This window comes from Streptomyces tateyamensis (assembly GCF_003205575.1).
Taxonomy (GTDB): Bacteria; Actinomycetota; Actinomycetes; order Streptomycetales; family Streptomycetaceae; genus Kitasatospora; species Kitasatospora tateyamensis.
Window position 1 is genome coordinate 1 of record NZ_PYBW01000001.1, and the last position, 13,853, is coordinate 13,853.

Consider the following 13,853-nt stretch of genomic DNA (forward strand, 5'->3'; position numbering starts at 1 on the left):
AACTCGGAACAGGCCCTAGTCCGGGCCGCGGCGTCCGACCGCTTTGGGGCGGTGTCACCTGGACGCGAAGAAGTGGGCTTCCCGGCTTCTCGTGCAGGTGCGGAGGGCCATGCGGCGAGCGCGCGGGCACCACACTGGCGGTGCGGTCATGGCCCGGCGGCGGGTCATGACCGAGCTTCTGCTGAGACCGGCAGAGGCGGCAGGCATCGCGGCATCAATACGGAGAGCGCTCTCTCAGCGAGTCTAGAGGCTCTTCGCTGGAAGCGAGGCCTCGGACACTTCTCACGCGGTACCACTTCGTTGGGAAACCTGGTGACGGGACCTGAGCAGCACGGGTGGCGGTTGGTGCAGCTCAGCGTGGTGCTGAGAGACCCTCAGGACGGTCCGGTGTCACCCACCGGAGTTCAAGCAAGCGGGCGATCGGCGAAGCGCCCACGCCGAGTGTGATGGTGTCAGGGCCGAGCAGTCCCAAGTCGACGGAGGTCTGCGCGCGGGGAAAGCCGAGGGAGTAAGCGGTCGCGGGGTCCTGGCGGCCGCCCCGTACCGGCGGCCCGGTCAGCCGGACTGACGGACGATCAGGGTCGGCTCGAAGATCGCTGACATGACGCCGCGCTCCGGGCGAGTGATGTGGTCCAGCAGGATACGGGTCATTTCGGCGGCCATGTCCTCCACCGGCTGGCGGACGGTGGTGAGGTGTGGCCTGCTGGCGGTGGCCGCGCTGCTGTCGTCGAAGCCGACCACGGCGACGTCCTGAGGTACACGTCGGCCGTTGTCGCGCAGCACGGCGAGTGCGCCCTGTGCCATCAGGTCGTTGGCGGCGAACACCCCGTCGATGTCCGGGTGGTCCCTGAGTAGTGCGGCCATCGCTCGTTCCCCGTCGGCCTGGGTGAAGTCCCCTTCGGCGTGCGGCAGGTAGGGCAGCCCGTGTCGGTCGATGGCGTCGCGGAAGCCACTCAGTCGCTCACGGGCGGCACGGACGTCCGAGGGACCGGCGATGGTCGCGATCCGGCGGCATCCCCGGGCGTGAAGGTGGTCGGCGGCCAGCTCGGCGCCTTCCCGGTTGGCGACGTCGACGTAGCTGACCGGCAGCTTCTTGTCGGGCCGACCGAAGAGCACGGTCGGAATCCCGGCTGCCAACAGCAGTGCCGGCAGCGGGTCCTGTGAATTCGTCGAGACGACCATCGCGCCGTCCGCGTTGCCCTGCCGGAGATGGGTCACGGCCTGTTCGCGCGCGGCGGAGGTGTCGGCGAGCATCAGGACCGGATGTAGGCCCTGCGGCCGCAGTGCGGTGAACACGCCACTGACCACCCGGCCGAAGAACGGGTCAGCGAAGACCTCGGTCCTCGCTGACCCGTTCTGCTTGTCCGCTCCGGCGCCGGAGACGATCAGGGCAGGGGAGCCCGAGCGACGGGTCACCAGGGAACGGGCGGCGCCGTTCGGGACGTAACCGATGCCCGCGATCGCCCGGCGGACCTTCTCCTGGATGGCGGGATCGACGTTGCGGATCCCATTGATGACGCGCGAGACGGTCGCCCGTGAGACGCCCGCGACCCGGGCGACGTCTTCGAGGGTGGCGGCGGTTCGGGGGCCGGCCGACCGGAGGGCTTCGCTCATGGTGTCTTTATAGCATCTCGGAGAGCGCTCTATCAGAGATTGCGGAGCCCAGGCCGCCTTCACGTCGGCCGGCAACTCCGGCGGGCGGGCGTCAGTCCCGCCTGGAACCGGACGATCCCGCGGAGTCCCGTCACTCAGCGTGCTCCTTCCAGCAGACCATGATGGTGGTCGCGATGGTGACGGACACGTTGGACCTGCTACGCGGGGGTTTGCCGAAGAGCGGAGGCAGCTTGCTCACGTCCACGGTGAGCACGCTGCTGTCCTTGAGGACCACGGTCGATCCGTCGGCCCGCGTGAAGGCGCGCTCGCCCAGGCCGCTGAAGGTGGTCACCGGGCCGGCGCTGCCGCGAACTCCGTCGAACTGGGCGGCGGCGGTGGCCGGGTCCGACAGCTCCTTGACCGAGACCAGCATCGATCCGTCAGGGTAGGCGTACGTGCAGGAGTACAGGTGATGCGCCCAGGTCGGGGCGGGCAGTTCGGTGGTCTCGGCGCCGAGTGCGCCGGCTATCTCCGCCAGGATGTAGCCGGTGCAGACCATCCGGGACGCGGGTGAGGGCCCGGGGTCCGCGCTGGTCGAGGCCGCCGAGGGGGCCCTGCTGACGGGGCTGGTGGCTGTGCGGACGGTGGCAGCGCCCGGCGCTGCGGACGACGCGCAGCCGGTCGCGGCCGCCAGCACCAACGCCAGCGCCAGCGCCAGCAGGAAGGGCCCACTGATGGGCGGAAGCCGGTTCGGGCGGCCGGTCATGCGGACTCCTCGGGAGGGGCGAGCGGGTACGGCCGTGCCGTGGCCGGCCCCGGGGCTGGGGGCCGGCCACGGCACGGGGTCGTGTCAGGGCAGCAGGTACTGCGCGTTGAGCGCCGCGCCCTTGCCGGGCTGGTTCTGGTCGTAGCCTCGCGCGTCGCACTGGAGGCCACCGACGATGCAGTGGTTCACCATCGCGGCGAGCGTGGGCGCGTCCCAGGCGTTGAAGAAGTCGTAGTGGAAGGAGAAGCCCCGCCCGCTGGACAGGTGGAGCTGCGACATGTCGGCGGTGTTGACCGGGAAGGCCATCTTGAACTCGATCATCGGCACCGCGACGGGGTGGTCGGCCGGGCAGACGCCGTTGACCGGGTAGGCCATGTGGCTCTTGTGGTCGGGGGTGTCCAGGTAGAGCCCGTTCCAGCAGCTCGGCGCCTGGTAGCGGATGTCGACCTGGCCGCCACCGGGGCAGTCTGTCGGCAAGTCACTGTTGTGGTAGCTGTTGCCACACTCCCAACCGGCCACGTAGCCGGGGTCGGTGGCGAACTGGGTTGCGGTCGCGCGCGGGCTGCCGACCACGAACCTGAGGCCCGGGGGGAACGGCCGCACGCTGGTGTAGTCGAGCACGCCGGTCTTGTAGTAGATGACCTGCGGGCCGACCGGGTTGACCGCCGTGGTGCCGTCGAGCATCGTCGGCATCCAGTAGCCGGACCTGTCACCGGGTGCGAGGCAGCTGGTGCCGCCCGCCTGGAGCGACGCCAGGGTGGAGTTGGCGTCGGTGGTGGTGTTGCCCAGGAAGGTGTGCGAGTGCGAGGCGCCGGGTTGGCCCGGGAAGACGATGGGGTCGTCGGGGAGGTTGCGGGTCGCCGAACAGTTCGCCTGGAACTCGTGGAAGTAGGCGGGCGGCGGGCTGTAGGTGGAGGGGGTGACCCCGGTGACCTGGGGGTTGGCCAGGACGTAGCCGGTAGTCGGGAGCGTGACCTGGCCGTACACCTTGAACTCGAACAGCGAGTACCCGTACTGGGTGGCCCGGGTCGTGCCGTTCATCCGGATGTAGCGGCCGCTGCCGGTCACGTTGAGGACCTGGTTTCCACCGGTGCCGGTGGTGGTGGAGTAGATCGGTGTCCAGGTGGTGGCGTCCGGCGAGGTCTGGAGCTGGTAGCCGCTGGCGTACGCAGCCTCCCAGTCCAGCTCGACCTTGCTGATGGTGGCGGCGCCGCCGAGGTCGATCTGGATCCACGACGGGTCGGTCCAGTTGCTGGCCCAACGGGTGGTCGGGTCGCCGTCGACGACGGCGCCGGCCGGGAAGTTCGCGCTCTCGATGGACGAGGCGGTCACCGGTCGGGACTGCGAGATGAGCGGGTCGTTCGCGGCGACGGCCTGCTGGGTGAGGCCGCCGAGGCCGGTCAAGGCGAGGACGGCGGCGAAGGCCACGGCCAGGGCTGTCCGGCGGGGTTTGCCGCGGGACGGGAATCGGGGTCTCATCGGACCTCCTGGTCGAACGGATGGGAGTGTGTATTGGTCGCCGGCTCCGAACGAGGAGCGAACGGCTTGGGTTGGGCACCTCGGGGCCGGTGCGGCTGGACAGCACCGGCCCCGAGGAGTCTGGGTCAGGCGTAGACGCCGAACTCGTACAGCGAATAGCCGTAGGCGGTGCCGCGGGCGATGCCGTTCATGCGCACGTACCGGCCCGCGCCGGTGACGTCGAAGTCTTCGACGCCCCCACTGCCGGTGGTGGTGGAGTAGACGGTGGTCCAGGTGGTGCCGTCGTTGGAGATCTGGATCTGGTAGGCCTTCCCGTAGCTGGCCTCCCAGCCGAGCTGGACGTGCTTGATGGCGGTCACCTGACCGAGGTCGACCTGCAGCCACTGCGCGTCGGTCCAGTCGGTGGCCCAACGGGTCGACCAGTTCCCGTCGGTGGCGTTGGACGGCGGGTAGGGCGCGCCGTTGCCGTTCGTCTGGAAGGAGGAGGCGGTCGTCGGCTTGCCGAGCGCCACATTGGTGCCGTTGACGGGCGGGGCGACCACGCGGAACGAGCGGGTCTCGATGCCGACGTTGCCGTGCCCGTCGTAGGCGTAGACGTAGACCTTGTAGACGCCGAGGTTCTTCGGCGCCACGGCGGTGAACCGGCCGTCGGCGGTCTGCGTGAACTGGACCTGGCTCAGGCCGGTGCCGCCGCCGGCGTACTTGGCGCAGTAGTAGAGCTGGTAGCGGATCAGGTCGCCGTTGGGGTCGGTGGCGCTGGTGCTGATGGTGAAGGTACCGCCGGCAGGGACGCTGCCGGTGTTGGAGAGCGTCATGTCGGTGATCACCGGAGGGGTGTTGGTGCCCGCGTTGCCGCCGTAGTCCTTGGCCACCGAGTAGAAGCTGAGGCGACGCCAGTTCTCCGGCACGGTGTTGAACCAGACGCCACCGAAGTCGTTCTCGGTACCGTAGTTGAACACCGTGGCTCCCAGCGCGACCCCCTGGTGCCCGGTGACGCAGTCCCAGTTGGTCAGGTAGGCGTCGCGCTTCTGGATGTCCGTGGGCTCGGTGGGGACGCCGTTGGCGTCGTTCGGCACCTCCCACTCCCCGCGCTCACCGGCCTCGGTGATGATGTAGGGCTTGGTGTAGCCGCCGTTGATCCAGTCCTGCTTGACGTTGCAGAGCGAGCCGTAGGAGTTGACGGCCAGCAGGTCGAGACTGGGGGTGTTGGCCTTGTAGTACTGCCAGGCCCCGGTGTAGGCGTCGGTCGAGGTCACCGGGTGGTTCGGGTCGATGGCGTGGATCGCCTGGGTGACCCGCTCGACGTACTTGGCGTAGGCCACCCGCTCCTGTTCCACGGTGGAGCCGGTGTACGTGTGGTCCTGGGTGGTCAGGATGACCTCGTTGCCGACGTCCCACATCAGCACGCCGGGGTGATCCTTGTAGGTCGTCACCCACTGCTGGATCTGGGTGAGGGTGTTGTTCATGTAGGTGGTGTCGTTGACGTAGTCCGCGCCCTGGTTGAGCCAGAAACCGTTGACCACCTTGAGGCCGTGGGCAGCGGCGGTGTCCAGCAGCGGCTTGCTACCGCCGTCGGTGCCCCAGGTGCGCAACGTGTTGACGCCCATCGCCTTGAGCTCACGGACGTGCGCGTCGATGGTGGTGTTGGCCGGACCCCAGGTGATTCCCTTGACCTGGTACGGGGCGCCGTTGACGGAAAGCGCCCAGTTGCCCTGGCTACCGGTGACCTTGACGGTTGACGCGCCGGTGGGGACCGGCGGGTCGGTGAGCGGCGCGGGGGCGTTCCCGGTGGTGGTGGAAACCGTGACGCTGCCGATGCTCAGCGTTCCGCCGGGGCTGGTGGTGGCGGTCGGCGAGGTGCAGTTGCAGATTCCGTTGGGGAAGGAACCGCCGACAGCGAGGTTGAACACCAGGTAGAAGCCGTGGTGTACCGCCGCGTCCCAGGTGCTGACGCCGACCTGGGACTCGTTGACCTGCCAGACCTGTCGGCCGTCGAGGTACCAGCGGATCTGCTCGTCGGTGGCGGTGCGGTCGAGAATCTGCGAGTACGTGTGGTAGTCGCTCTGGCAACCGGTGCAGCTCGCCAGACCGCTGGTCATTCCGTTGTACTCGTTGCAGTTGCCGCCAGGGGCGGTACCGCAGTGCAGGGTGGTCGAGAGCTGGCTGCGTCCGTTGACGTTCTCCAGGATGTCGGACTCCCCCGCCCCCGGCCAGACGGTGAAGTTGCCGCGGTTGGCGGCGCCCATCGCCCGGAAGGACGGCCAGTAGCCGGTCGCGTCGGCGGCGTTGGGCTGTTTGACGCTCGCGGAGATCTGCAGCTGGCCGCCGGCGGGAGCGGCGAAGTCCGCACGCTGGCTCTCCACCCGGCCCGAAGTCCAGGCGGTGCCGTTCTTCAGCGCGGTGAGGTTGAGGTGGCCGTTTCCGTCGAGCGACACGTTGGCTGCCGCGTTGGTGTCGGTCTGGACCTCGTTGGTGCCCCAGTTGGCCGGGCCGCCGGGATAGGCGGTCCCGGTCTCGGTGATCCAGTTCGAACCGGACGGCGCCGAGCCGGCGTTGCCGGCGAAGTTGTCGCTGAAGACCGTGGTCCAGTTGCCGGGAGGCGTGGTCGGCGGCGGCGAGGTGGGCGGTGTGCTCGCGCCGCCACTGGTGTGGATCTGGAACTCCCAGATCGAGTAGCCGTATCCGGTGGCCCGCGCGGTGCCGTACATGCGCACGTAGCGGGCTGCGCCGGAGACGCTGAGCGTCTCGGTGCCACCCGCACCCGTGGTGGTCGAGTAGGCCGTGGTCCAGGTCGACCCGTCCGAGGACAACTGGATCTGGTACGCCGTGGCGTACGCCGCCTCCCAGTCGATGACGACCTGGCAGACCGGCTGCGCCGAGCCCAGGTCGACCTGAAGCCACTGCGGGTCGGAGTTCGAACTCGACCACCGGGTCCCGGTGTTGCCGTCAACCGCATTGGACGCCGGCGTCCCGTAGTTCTCGGTGCTGGACGCCGTCGCCGGCCTGCCCTGGGAGAGTAGGGACTGCGCGGCCTGGGCGTTGCTGGTGGGGATGAGCAACAGCAGGGCTGCGACCAGGGCAGCTGCGAGGGTCGCGGCCAGCGCCCGCCACCCGGGTGACGAGCGCTCGATACCGGCTGCCGACCGGAGGGGTGGTGCGAGCATGGGGACTCTCCTGACGAGACGGTGGGGGGAGGACCGGGGCCACCAGCTGTCGGGCGTGGCCGTTGCAGGGGTGGTCGCATGGCCGCGCCGGAACCGGTGACAGGTCCTGGGAGAGCGCTCTCGCAGTGATTGAGATGGTTGCGTCGATGTTTCCGCCGTGTCAAGGGCCATGCACACTTCGACACAACGCGCCCAAGGTGATGGATCCGCCGAAACCGAAGCGATTGGGAGCGCGACCTCTTGACAGTGCCACGCCCGAGGAACCAAGCTCCGTCCCCAGCAGGAGAGCGCTCTCCCCCACTTCGTTCCTTACCAGGCCCAGCGCCCACCAAGGAGTCACCATGTCCCCCAGCCCCAGCGGTTCGAGAGCTCGGCTCCTTGGCGCAGCCGCGGTCCTGGCGACGGTGCTGAGCGCCAGCAGTTGTTCGAGCAGCGGGCCGGCGAAGGACGACGCGAACGCCCCGGCAACGCTCACCGTCAACCTGTTCTCGGACTTCGGCTATGCCGATCTCTACAAGCAGTACGAGCAGCTTCACCCCAACATCACGATCAAGGAAAGCCGCGCCGACATGGGCGCGCACCACCAGAACCTGCACGCGCACCTGCTCGCCGGGTCGGGCACCGCCGACATCGAGGCCGTCGAAATCGGCCAGGTCGCCGGCTTCCAGTCGCAGGCGGACAAGTTCGTCAACTTCCTGGACAACGGGGTAGACCCCAGCCAGTGGGTGCCGTCCAAGACCGCCCCCGCCTCCAGTCCCGACGGCAAGGTGCTCTTCGGCCTCGGTACCGACATGGGCGGCATGGCACTCTGCTACCGCCCCGACCTTTTCAAGGCCGCGGGCCTGCCCACCAACCGCGATCAGGTGTCCGCGATGATGGCCGACTGGCCGGCGTACATCGCCGCGGGCAAGCAGTTCCTGGCCAACAGCCCGAACAAGAACGTCCGTTGGTTCGACAGTGGCGGCAACCTGTTCAGCGCCGTGATCGCGCAGGCCCCCCAGGGCTTCTACGACAGCACCGGCAAACCAGTGGTGACGCAGAACCCGGCCGTCAAGGACGCCTTCGACCTGGTGGCCGGCGCCATCAAGGATGGCGAGTCGGCCGGCATTCAGGCTTTCACGCCTGCCTGGGACACCGGCTTCCAGAAGAGCCAGTTCGCCACCGTCGCCTGCCCCGCCTGGATGAGCTACGAGTTCAAGACCAACCCGCCCGCCGACGGCGGCAAATGGGACCTCACCCGGATCCCTGGCGGCGGCGGCAACTGGGGCGGCTCGTACCTCACCGTGCCCAAGTCCGGCAAGCACACCAAAGCCGCGGTGGACCTGGCCAAGTGGCTGACCGCGCCCGACCAGGAGGCCAAGCTCTTCAAGGAGAAGGGCTACTTCCCCTCCGACCGGGCCCTGTGGAGCCAGCCCGACATCGCCGACCACACCGAGCCGCTCTTCAACGACGCGCCTACCGGCAAGATCTTCTCCCAGTCGGCCAAGGACCTGAAGCCGCAACCGCTCGGCGCCCACGGCGCGGAAATCGGCACGGCTCTGGGCAACGCGCTCACGGCGGTCGAGCAGGGCAAGGCGGACGCGGGAACCGCCTGGAAGCAGGCGTTGGGGGACATCGCAAACATCAACGGCTGACCCCGGTCGTCCGCCACCCGGACCCGCGGTACGGGTGCGGCCCTGACACCCGCGCCCGTACCGCGCCACCCTCGCAAGGAGCACAGATCATGGCAGCGTCCGTCTGCGCCGACCGGCCCGCGCCGGCCGCGCGTGCGCCCGTGGCGCCCCGCCGGTGGCGCCGACTCGACCGGGTCCTCTCCCCTTACCTGTACATCGCCCCGTTCTTCACGGTGTTCACGGTCTTCGGTCTCTTCCCGATGCTCTACACCGGGTACGTGTCGATGACCCGCTGGCGCGCCGACGTCCCCGGCAGCCAGGGCCAGTGGGCGGGCCTGGAGAACTACCGGAGGCTGCTGGACGACCCGTACTTCCTCAACGCGCTGAGGAACACCCTGGGCGTCGGCGTACTGTCCACGATCCCGCAGCTGCTGCTCGCCCTCGGCCTCGCGCACCTGCTCAACTACCGGATGCGCGGACGCGCGTTCTTCCGCCTCGGAGTACTGCTGCCGAACGTCACCTCGGTCGCCGCCGTCACCCTGATCTTCGTCCAACTCTTCGGACGGGACTACGGGTTGATCAACTGGGCGCTCGGTCTCCTCGGCGTCCACCAGATCGACTGGCAGGCCGGCACCTTCTCGTCCTGGACCGCGATCTCCACCATCGTCACCTGGCGCTGGACCGGATACAACGCGCTGATCTACCTGGCCGCGATGCAGGCCGTCCCGTTCGAGCTCTACGAGGCCGCCGCGATCGACGGGGCCGGCCGCTGGCGGCAGTTCCGCTCCATCACCATCCCGATGCTGCGGCCGACGATCCTGTTCACCGTCATCGTCTCCACCATCGGCGCGCTCCAGCTCTTCGGCGAGCCGATGTTGTTCAGCCAGCAGCAGGACCCGACCACCGGCGGCTCCCAGCACCAGTTCCAGACCCTCGCCCTCTACTCGTACAACCAGTTCTGGGGCCGCTTCAAGTACGGCTACGGCGCGGCGATCTCCTGGGCGATGTTCCTGCTGATCGTCGTCATCGTCGCCGCCAACCTGCTGGCCGCACGCCGGCTCAGAGGGATCGAGGCCTGATGCGCCGCAACCGCCAGCTCTCGGCCGGGCGCGGCGTCTACCTGGTGCTCGTCGTCGCCGTCCTGCTCTCGGTCTTCCCGCTCTACTGGACCCTGGTCGCAGCCTCACGCGACAACACCGACATCCACCGGGTGCCGCCGGTCCTGCTGCCGGGCGGCAACCTCTTCGCCAACATCGCCCGGGCCTTCGATCAGAGCGACATGCAGCTCGCCCTGATCAATTCTCTCATCGTCGCCTCCACCGTCACCGTGAGCGTGGTCCTCACCTCGACGCTCGGCGGCTTCGCTTTCGCCAAGCTGCCCTTCCGCGGCCGCAGGCCGCTGCTGGCGACAGTGGTGGCCACCATGATGGTGCCCACCCAACTCGGCATCATCCCCCTCTACATCATGATGGCGAACTGGCTGCACTGGGCCGACCACCTGCAGGCCCTGATCGTCCCCGCCGCCGCCAACGCCTTCGGCCTCTTCTTCATGCGCCAGTACCTGGTCTCCGCCCTGCCGGACGAACTCCTGGACGCCGGACGGATCGACGGCTGCACCACCCGCGGTCTGGCCTGGCACATCGTGCTGCCCGCGGCCCGCCCGGCGATGAGCGTCCTGGGCATGCTCACCTTCATGGCCAGCTGGAACGACTTCTACTGGCCCAAGGTCGTGATGACCCAGCAGAACCCGACCATCCAACTGACCCTCTCCGAGCTGGCGAGCGGCTATATCAAGGACTACTCGCTCGTCCTGACGGGGGCGCTCATCGCCAGTGTCCCCGTCATCACGGCATTCCTCCTGATGGGTCGTCAGGTCATCGACGGAATTATGCAGGGAGCGACGAAAGGGTGACCGCAATCCACCACACCGATCCCGAGCCTCGCGCCGTGGCCCAGCTCGCCGCCCTCGATCTGGAGGACAAGGCCCGCCTCGTGTCCGGCGGCGGAACCTTCCGCACCAGTGCGGAGCCCGCTCTGGGCCTGCGCCCGATCATCACCTCCGACGGGCCGGTCGGCGTTCGCGGCGAACGCTGGGACGAGGCCGACACCGCCCTCGCCCTACCCAGCCCCACCGCGATGGCCGCGAGCTGGGACGAGGACCTGGTGCACCGGCTTGGCGAACTGCTGGCCCGCGAGGCGCGCCGCAAGGGTGTCGATGTACTCCTCGCCCCCACCCTCAACCTGCACCGCTCCCCCGTCGCAGGACGCCACTTCGAGTGCTTCTCCGAGGACCCGCTGCTGACCGGCCGGATCGGTGCCGCCTACATCAGCGGCGTGCAGAGCGGCGGGGTGGCGGCCACCGCCAAGCACTACGTCGCCAACGAGTCCGAGACCCAGCGGCTCACCGTGGATGCCCGGGTCGACGAACGGACGCTTCGCGAGGTCTACCTCGCCCCCTTCGAAGCCGCCGTCCGGGCGGGGGTGTGGGTCGTGATGTCCGCCTACAACCAGGTCAACGGCGAGCCGATGTGCGAGAGTTCACTACTCACCGAGCCGCTGAAGGGCGAGTGGGGATTCGAGGGCGTGGTCGTCTCCGACTGGGGCGCCGTCCAGTCCACCACCCGCTCCGGCCGGGCCGGCGTCGATCTGGCCATGCCGGGCCCGAACGAGCACTGGGGTGCCGCCCTGGCAGCCGCCGTCCGCGACGGCGTGGTCCCCGAGCCTCTCCTGGACGACAAGGTACGCCGCCTGCTCCGACTGGCCGAGCGCCTGGGCGCACTCGAAAGGCGGTCCGCCTCCGCCCGGCCTCCGCGGCAGCCGACGCCCGTCGACGCCGCCACCCGAGGGCTGCTGCGCCAGGCAGCCGCCGCGGGAGCCGTCCTGCTCAGCAACAGCGGAACCCTGCTGCCCCTCGACAGCAGGGCACTGCGCCGGGTGGCCGTGCTCGGGCCCAATGCGGCTGTCGCCCGCGTCCAGGGCGGCGGGAGCGCGGCCGTGTTCCCCGGCGCCGTGGTCTCCCCCCTGGACGGGATCCGAGCCGCACTCTCGGCCGACGTTCAGGTCGGGTACGCGAGCGGCGTGCGGACCGCGCTACGGCCGACCCCCCTGGAACGGGCCCACTGCCGCCACCCGGTGACCGGCGAGCCTGGACTGCTGGCCCGCTACCTGGACACCGCCGGGGAGGAGTTGCACGTCGAGCATCGGCTGAGCGGCCGGATCCTGGAACCTTCCGTCGCCACCGACCTCAGCGCCCTCGCGACGATCGAGGTCAGCACCGTGTTCCGGGCTCCGGCCCCGGGCCGCTGGCGGCTGGGCGTGATCGGCCTCGGCCACCTGCTGCTGATGGCCGACGGCCAGGTCCTGCTCGACGCGTACGTGACACCGGACTCGGACGACCCGACCTATCTGCACGTCTCACCATCCTTCAGGCAGGTGGAAGTCGATCTGACGGTCAATCAGGAAGTCGCCCTGCTGGTCAGGCGGACCGTGGAGGCGAAGCACGGGCGCGTCCTCAGTCTTGCCGTCGATCCACCGCAGGCTCCCCTGGACGCCGAGCTCGCGGCAGCGGTCGAGCTGGCCCGTGCGGCGGACGCCGTCGTGGTGGTCGTCGGCACCACGGACGAGCACGAGAGCGAGGGGTTCGACCGCACCAGCCTCGAACTACCCGGAGAGCAGAACGCGCTGGTGACAGCCGTGGCTGCCGCCAACCCCGCCACCGTGGTGATCGTCAACAGCGGTGGTCCCGTTCTGATGCCCTGGCGCAACGAGGTTGCGGCGACCCTCCTGGGTTGGTTTCCCGGCCAGGAGGGTGGCGGCGCGCTCGCCGACATCCTGTTCGGGCGTACCGAACCAGGTGGTCGGCTGCCGACCAGCTGGCCGGTCCGGCAGCAGGACGCCCCGGTCCTCGACACGCAACCGCAGAACGGCGTGCTGGCGTACCGGGAGGGCGTGCACGTGGGCTACCGAGGCTGGCTCAGGAGCGGCACGGAACCCGCCTACTGGTTCGGTCACGGGCTCGGCTACGGACGCTGGGAGTACCTCGCCGTCGATGCGCCCGGCCACGTCACGCCCGGAGCAGAATGGACCGTGCGGGTGACACTTCGCAACCACGGCCCGCGCAGTTCGCGCGAGGTGGCACAGCTGTACCTGGCCCGCCCCGAAAGTGCGGTGGAGCGCCCGGTCCGCTGGCTGGCCGGCTTCGCAGCGGTGCGAGCCGAGCCCGGAGAAGAGGTGGAGGTGCACATCCCTGTGTCACCTCGGGCCCTCCAGCACTGGTCCGTCGAACACCAGCACTGGCTGGCCGAACCGGGAACCTTCACCCTCCTCGCCGGCCCCTCCTGCGGCGTGCTCCCGCTCACAGCCACCGTAGAACTCGGATAGCCCCAACGCTGCGGGTCCGCCACAGGCCTACCACCCGACGGACCAGTACGCGGCACGACTCCCCCCGTCCGGCCCGTGGCGGCGCGCAGGCGAACCCGTGAACTAGCCCGAGCTGGCGTCGAAGCGCAGCTTTGAGGTGATTCGGTAACGGTCGCCCCGGTAGACCGCCTGGGCGTGTTCGACGGTGCGGCCAGTGGTGTCGCGGGTGACGCGGGTGATCTGCAGCAGGGGGGCGTAGACCGGGCAGTCGAGCAGGTCGGCTTGTTCGGGGGTGGCGACGGTCGGCTCGACCGTCTGGACGGCGTCGTGCACGGTGACCCGGAACCGTTCGCGCAGCAGGTGGTAGAAGTTCCCCTGCTCCATGTCGACGGCGGTCAGCCCGTCGACCAGGTGGGCGGGCAGTTCCAGGCGCTCGATCGACATCGCCTCGCCGTCCACGAATCGCAGCCGGACCACCCGCAGCACCCCGTCGTCCGGCTCGACCCCGAGCCGGGCGGCCCGGGCGTGGCCGGCCGGGGCGGTGGCGAACGAGACCACGTGGCTCGTCCAGTCGCCCTCGGCCGGCGGGACGGCGAGCGCGTTGGTGGTGGTCCCGGTCATCTCCTGGGTCACCTTGTGCGGGGCGGTGAAGGTGCCCCGGCCGTGCTGGCGCACCAGTAGGCCGCTGCGGATCAGATCCTCGACGGCGGCTCGGATGGTGGGCCGGGAGACACCGAGTTCGGCGGCCAGGTCGCGTTCCGCGGTCAGGCTGGTCCCCGGGCCCGAGCGCTCGATGACGTCGATCAGGTGGGCGCGCACCAGGTCGCGTTTGGCGGTGGCGCGCGGCGCGGGCTTGGAACTGCTGGTCATGCGGCTCAT

The 13,853-nt window shown here is 69.5% G+C and carries 9 protein-coding genes; 4 read left to right on the forward strand and 5 right to left on the reverse strand.

All coding sequences use genetic code 11. The features are described 5' to 3' along the window. Positions 1 to 555: 555 nt before the first annotated feature. The 4 genes from C7C46_RS00005 to C7C46_RS00020 form a co-directional block, all read right to left on the reverse strand. On the reverse strand, positions 556 to 1,614 hold the full coding sequence (locus tag C7C46_RS00005) for a LacI family DNA-binding transcriptional regulator (protein WP_110664423.1): 1,059 nt from the start codon (positions 1,612 to 1,614) through the stop codon (positions 556 to 558). Between the two features lie 130 nt (positions 1,615 to 1,744). Further along, on the reverse strand, positions 1,745 to 2,359 hold the full coding sequence (locus C7C46_RS00010) for a hypothetical protein (RefSeq protein ID WP_110664424.1): 615 nt from the start codon (positions 2,357 to 2,359) through the stop codon (positions 1,745 to 1,747). A gap of 84 nt (positions 2,360 to 2,443) precedes the next feature. Further along, positions 2,444 to 3,838 carry a DUF1996 domain-containing protein gene (locus tag C7C46_RS37640; RefSeq protein WP_110664425.1) on the reverse strand — a complete coding sequence of 465 codons (1,395 nt, stop codon included), beginning with the start codon at positions 3,836 to 3,838 and terminating at the stop codon, positions 2,444 to 2,446. A gap of 125 nt (positions 3,839 to 3,963) precedes the next feature. Next, positions 3,964 to 7,002 (reverse strand): galactose-binding domain-containing protein, encoded by a 3,039-nt coding sequence (locus C7C46_RS00020; protein WP_110664426.1) that lies wholly within the window; start codon positions 7,000 to 7,002, stop codon positions 3,964 to 3,966. A gap of 341 nt (positions 7,003 to 7,343) precedes the next feature. Between C7C46_RS00020 and C7C46_RS00025 the strand changes: the two genes are divergently transcribed. The 4 genes from C7C46_RS00025 to C7C46_RS00040 all read left to right on the forward strand — a co-directional run bounded on the left by C7C46_RS00025 (position 7,344) and on the right by C7C46_RS00040 (position 12,995). After that, positions 7,344 to 8,636 carry an ABC transporter substrate-binding protein gene (locus C7C46_RS00025; protein WP_181442103.1) on the forward strand — a complete coding sequence of 431 codons (1,293 nt, stop codon included), beginning with the start codon at positions 7,344 to 7,346 and terminating at the stop codon, positions 8,634 to 8,636. 89 nt (positions 8,637 to 8,725) lie between these two features. Continuing rightward, positions 8,726 to 9,694, forward strand: coding sequence for a carbohydrate ABC transporter permease (locus C7C46_RS00030; RefSeq protein ID WP_110664428.1), 969 nt, complete (start codon positions 8,726 to 8,728; stop codon positions 9,692 to 9,694). Continuing rightward, complete coding sequence (locus C7C46_RS00035) at positions 9,694 to 10,527, forward strand: carbohydrate ABC transporter permease (RefSeq protein WP_110664429.1); 834 nt, start codon at positions 9,694 to 9,696, stop codon at positions 10,525 to 10,527. The genes C7C46_RS00030 and C7C46_RS00035 overlap by 1 nt, the downstream gene beginning before the upstream one ends. Next, positions 10,524 to 12,995, forward strand: coding sequence for a glycoside hydrolase family 3 C-terminal domain-containing protein (locus tag C7C46_RS00040; RefSeq protein WP_245983914.1), 2,472 nt, complete (start codon positions 10,524 to 10,526; stop codon positions 12,993 to 12,995). The genes C7C46_RS00035 and C7C46_RS00040 overlap by 4 nt, the downstream gene beginning before the upstream one ends. Before the next feature lie 102 nt (positions 12,996 to 13,097). On the opposite strand, the gene C7C46_RS00045 is transcribed toward C7C46_RS00040, so the two are convergent. Beyond that, entirely contained in the window at positions 13,098 to 13,844 is a 747-nt protein-coding gene (locus C7C46_RS00045) for a GntR family transcriptional regulator (RefSeq protein WP_110664430.1), read from the reverse strand. Positions 13,845 to 13,853 lie beyond the last annotated feature (9 nt).

Bases quoted from the DNA above. Each gene is read 5' to 3' on its own strand.
- C7C46_RS00005 (WP_110664423.1), bottom strand. From the start codon at position 1,614: ATGAGCGAAGCCCTCCGGTCGGCCGGCCCCCGAACCGCCGCCACCCTC.
- C7C46_RS00010 (WP_110664424.1), bottom strand. From the start codon at position 2,359: ATGACCGGCCGCCCGAACCGGCTTCCGCCCATCAGTGGGCCCTTCCTG.
- C7C46_RS37640 (WP_110664425.1), bottom strand. From the start codon at position 3,838: ATGAGACCCCGATTCCCGTCCCGCGGCAAACCCCGCCGGACAGCCCTG.
- C7C46_RS00020 (WP_110664426.1), bottom strand. From the start codon at position 7,002: ATGCTCGCACCACCCCTCCGGTCGGCAGCCGGTATCGAGCGCTCGTCA.
- C7C46_RS00025 (WP_181442103.1), top strand. From the start codon at position 7,344: ATGTCCCCCAGCCCCAGCGGTTCGAGAGCTCGGCTCCTTGGCGCAGCC.
- C7C46_RS00030 (WP_110664428.1), top strand. From the start codon at position 8,726: ATGGCAGCGTCCGTCTGCGCCGACCGGCCCGCGCCGGCCGCGCGTGCG.
- C7C46_RS00035 (WP_110664429.1), top strand. From the start codon at position 9,694: ATGCGCCGCAACCGCCAGCTCTCGGCCGGGCGCGGCGTCTACCTGGTG.
- C7C46_RS00045 (WP_110664430.1), bottom strand. From the start codon at position 13,844: ATGACCAGCAGTTCCAAGCCCGCGCCGCGCGCCACCGCCAAACGCGAC.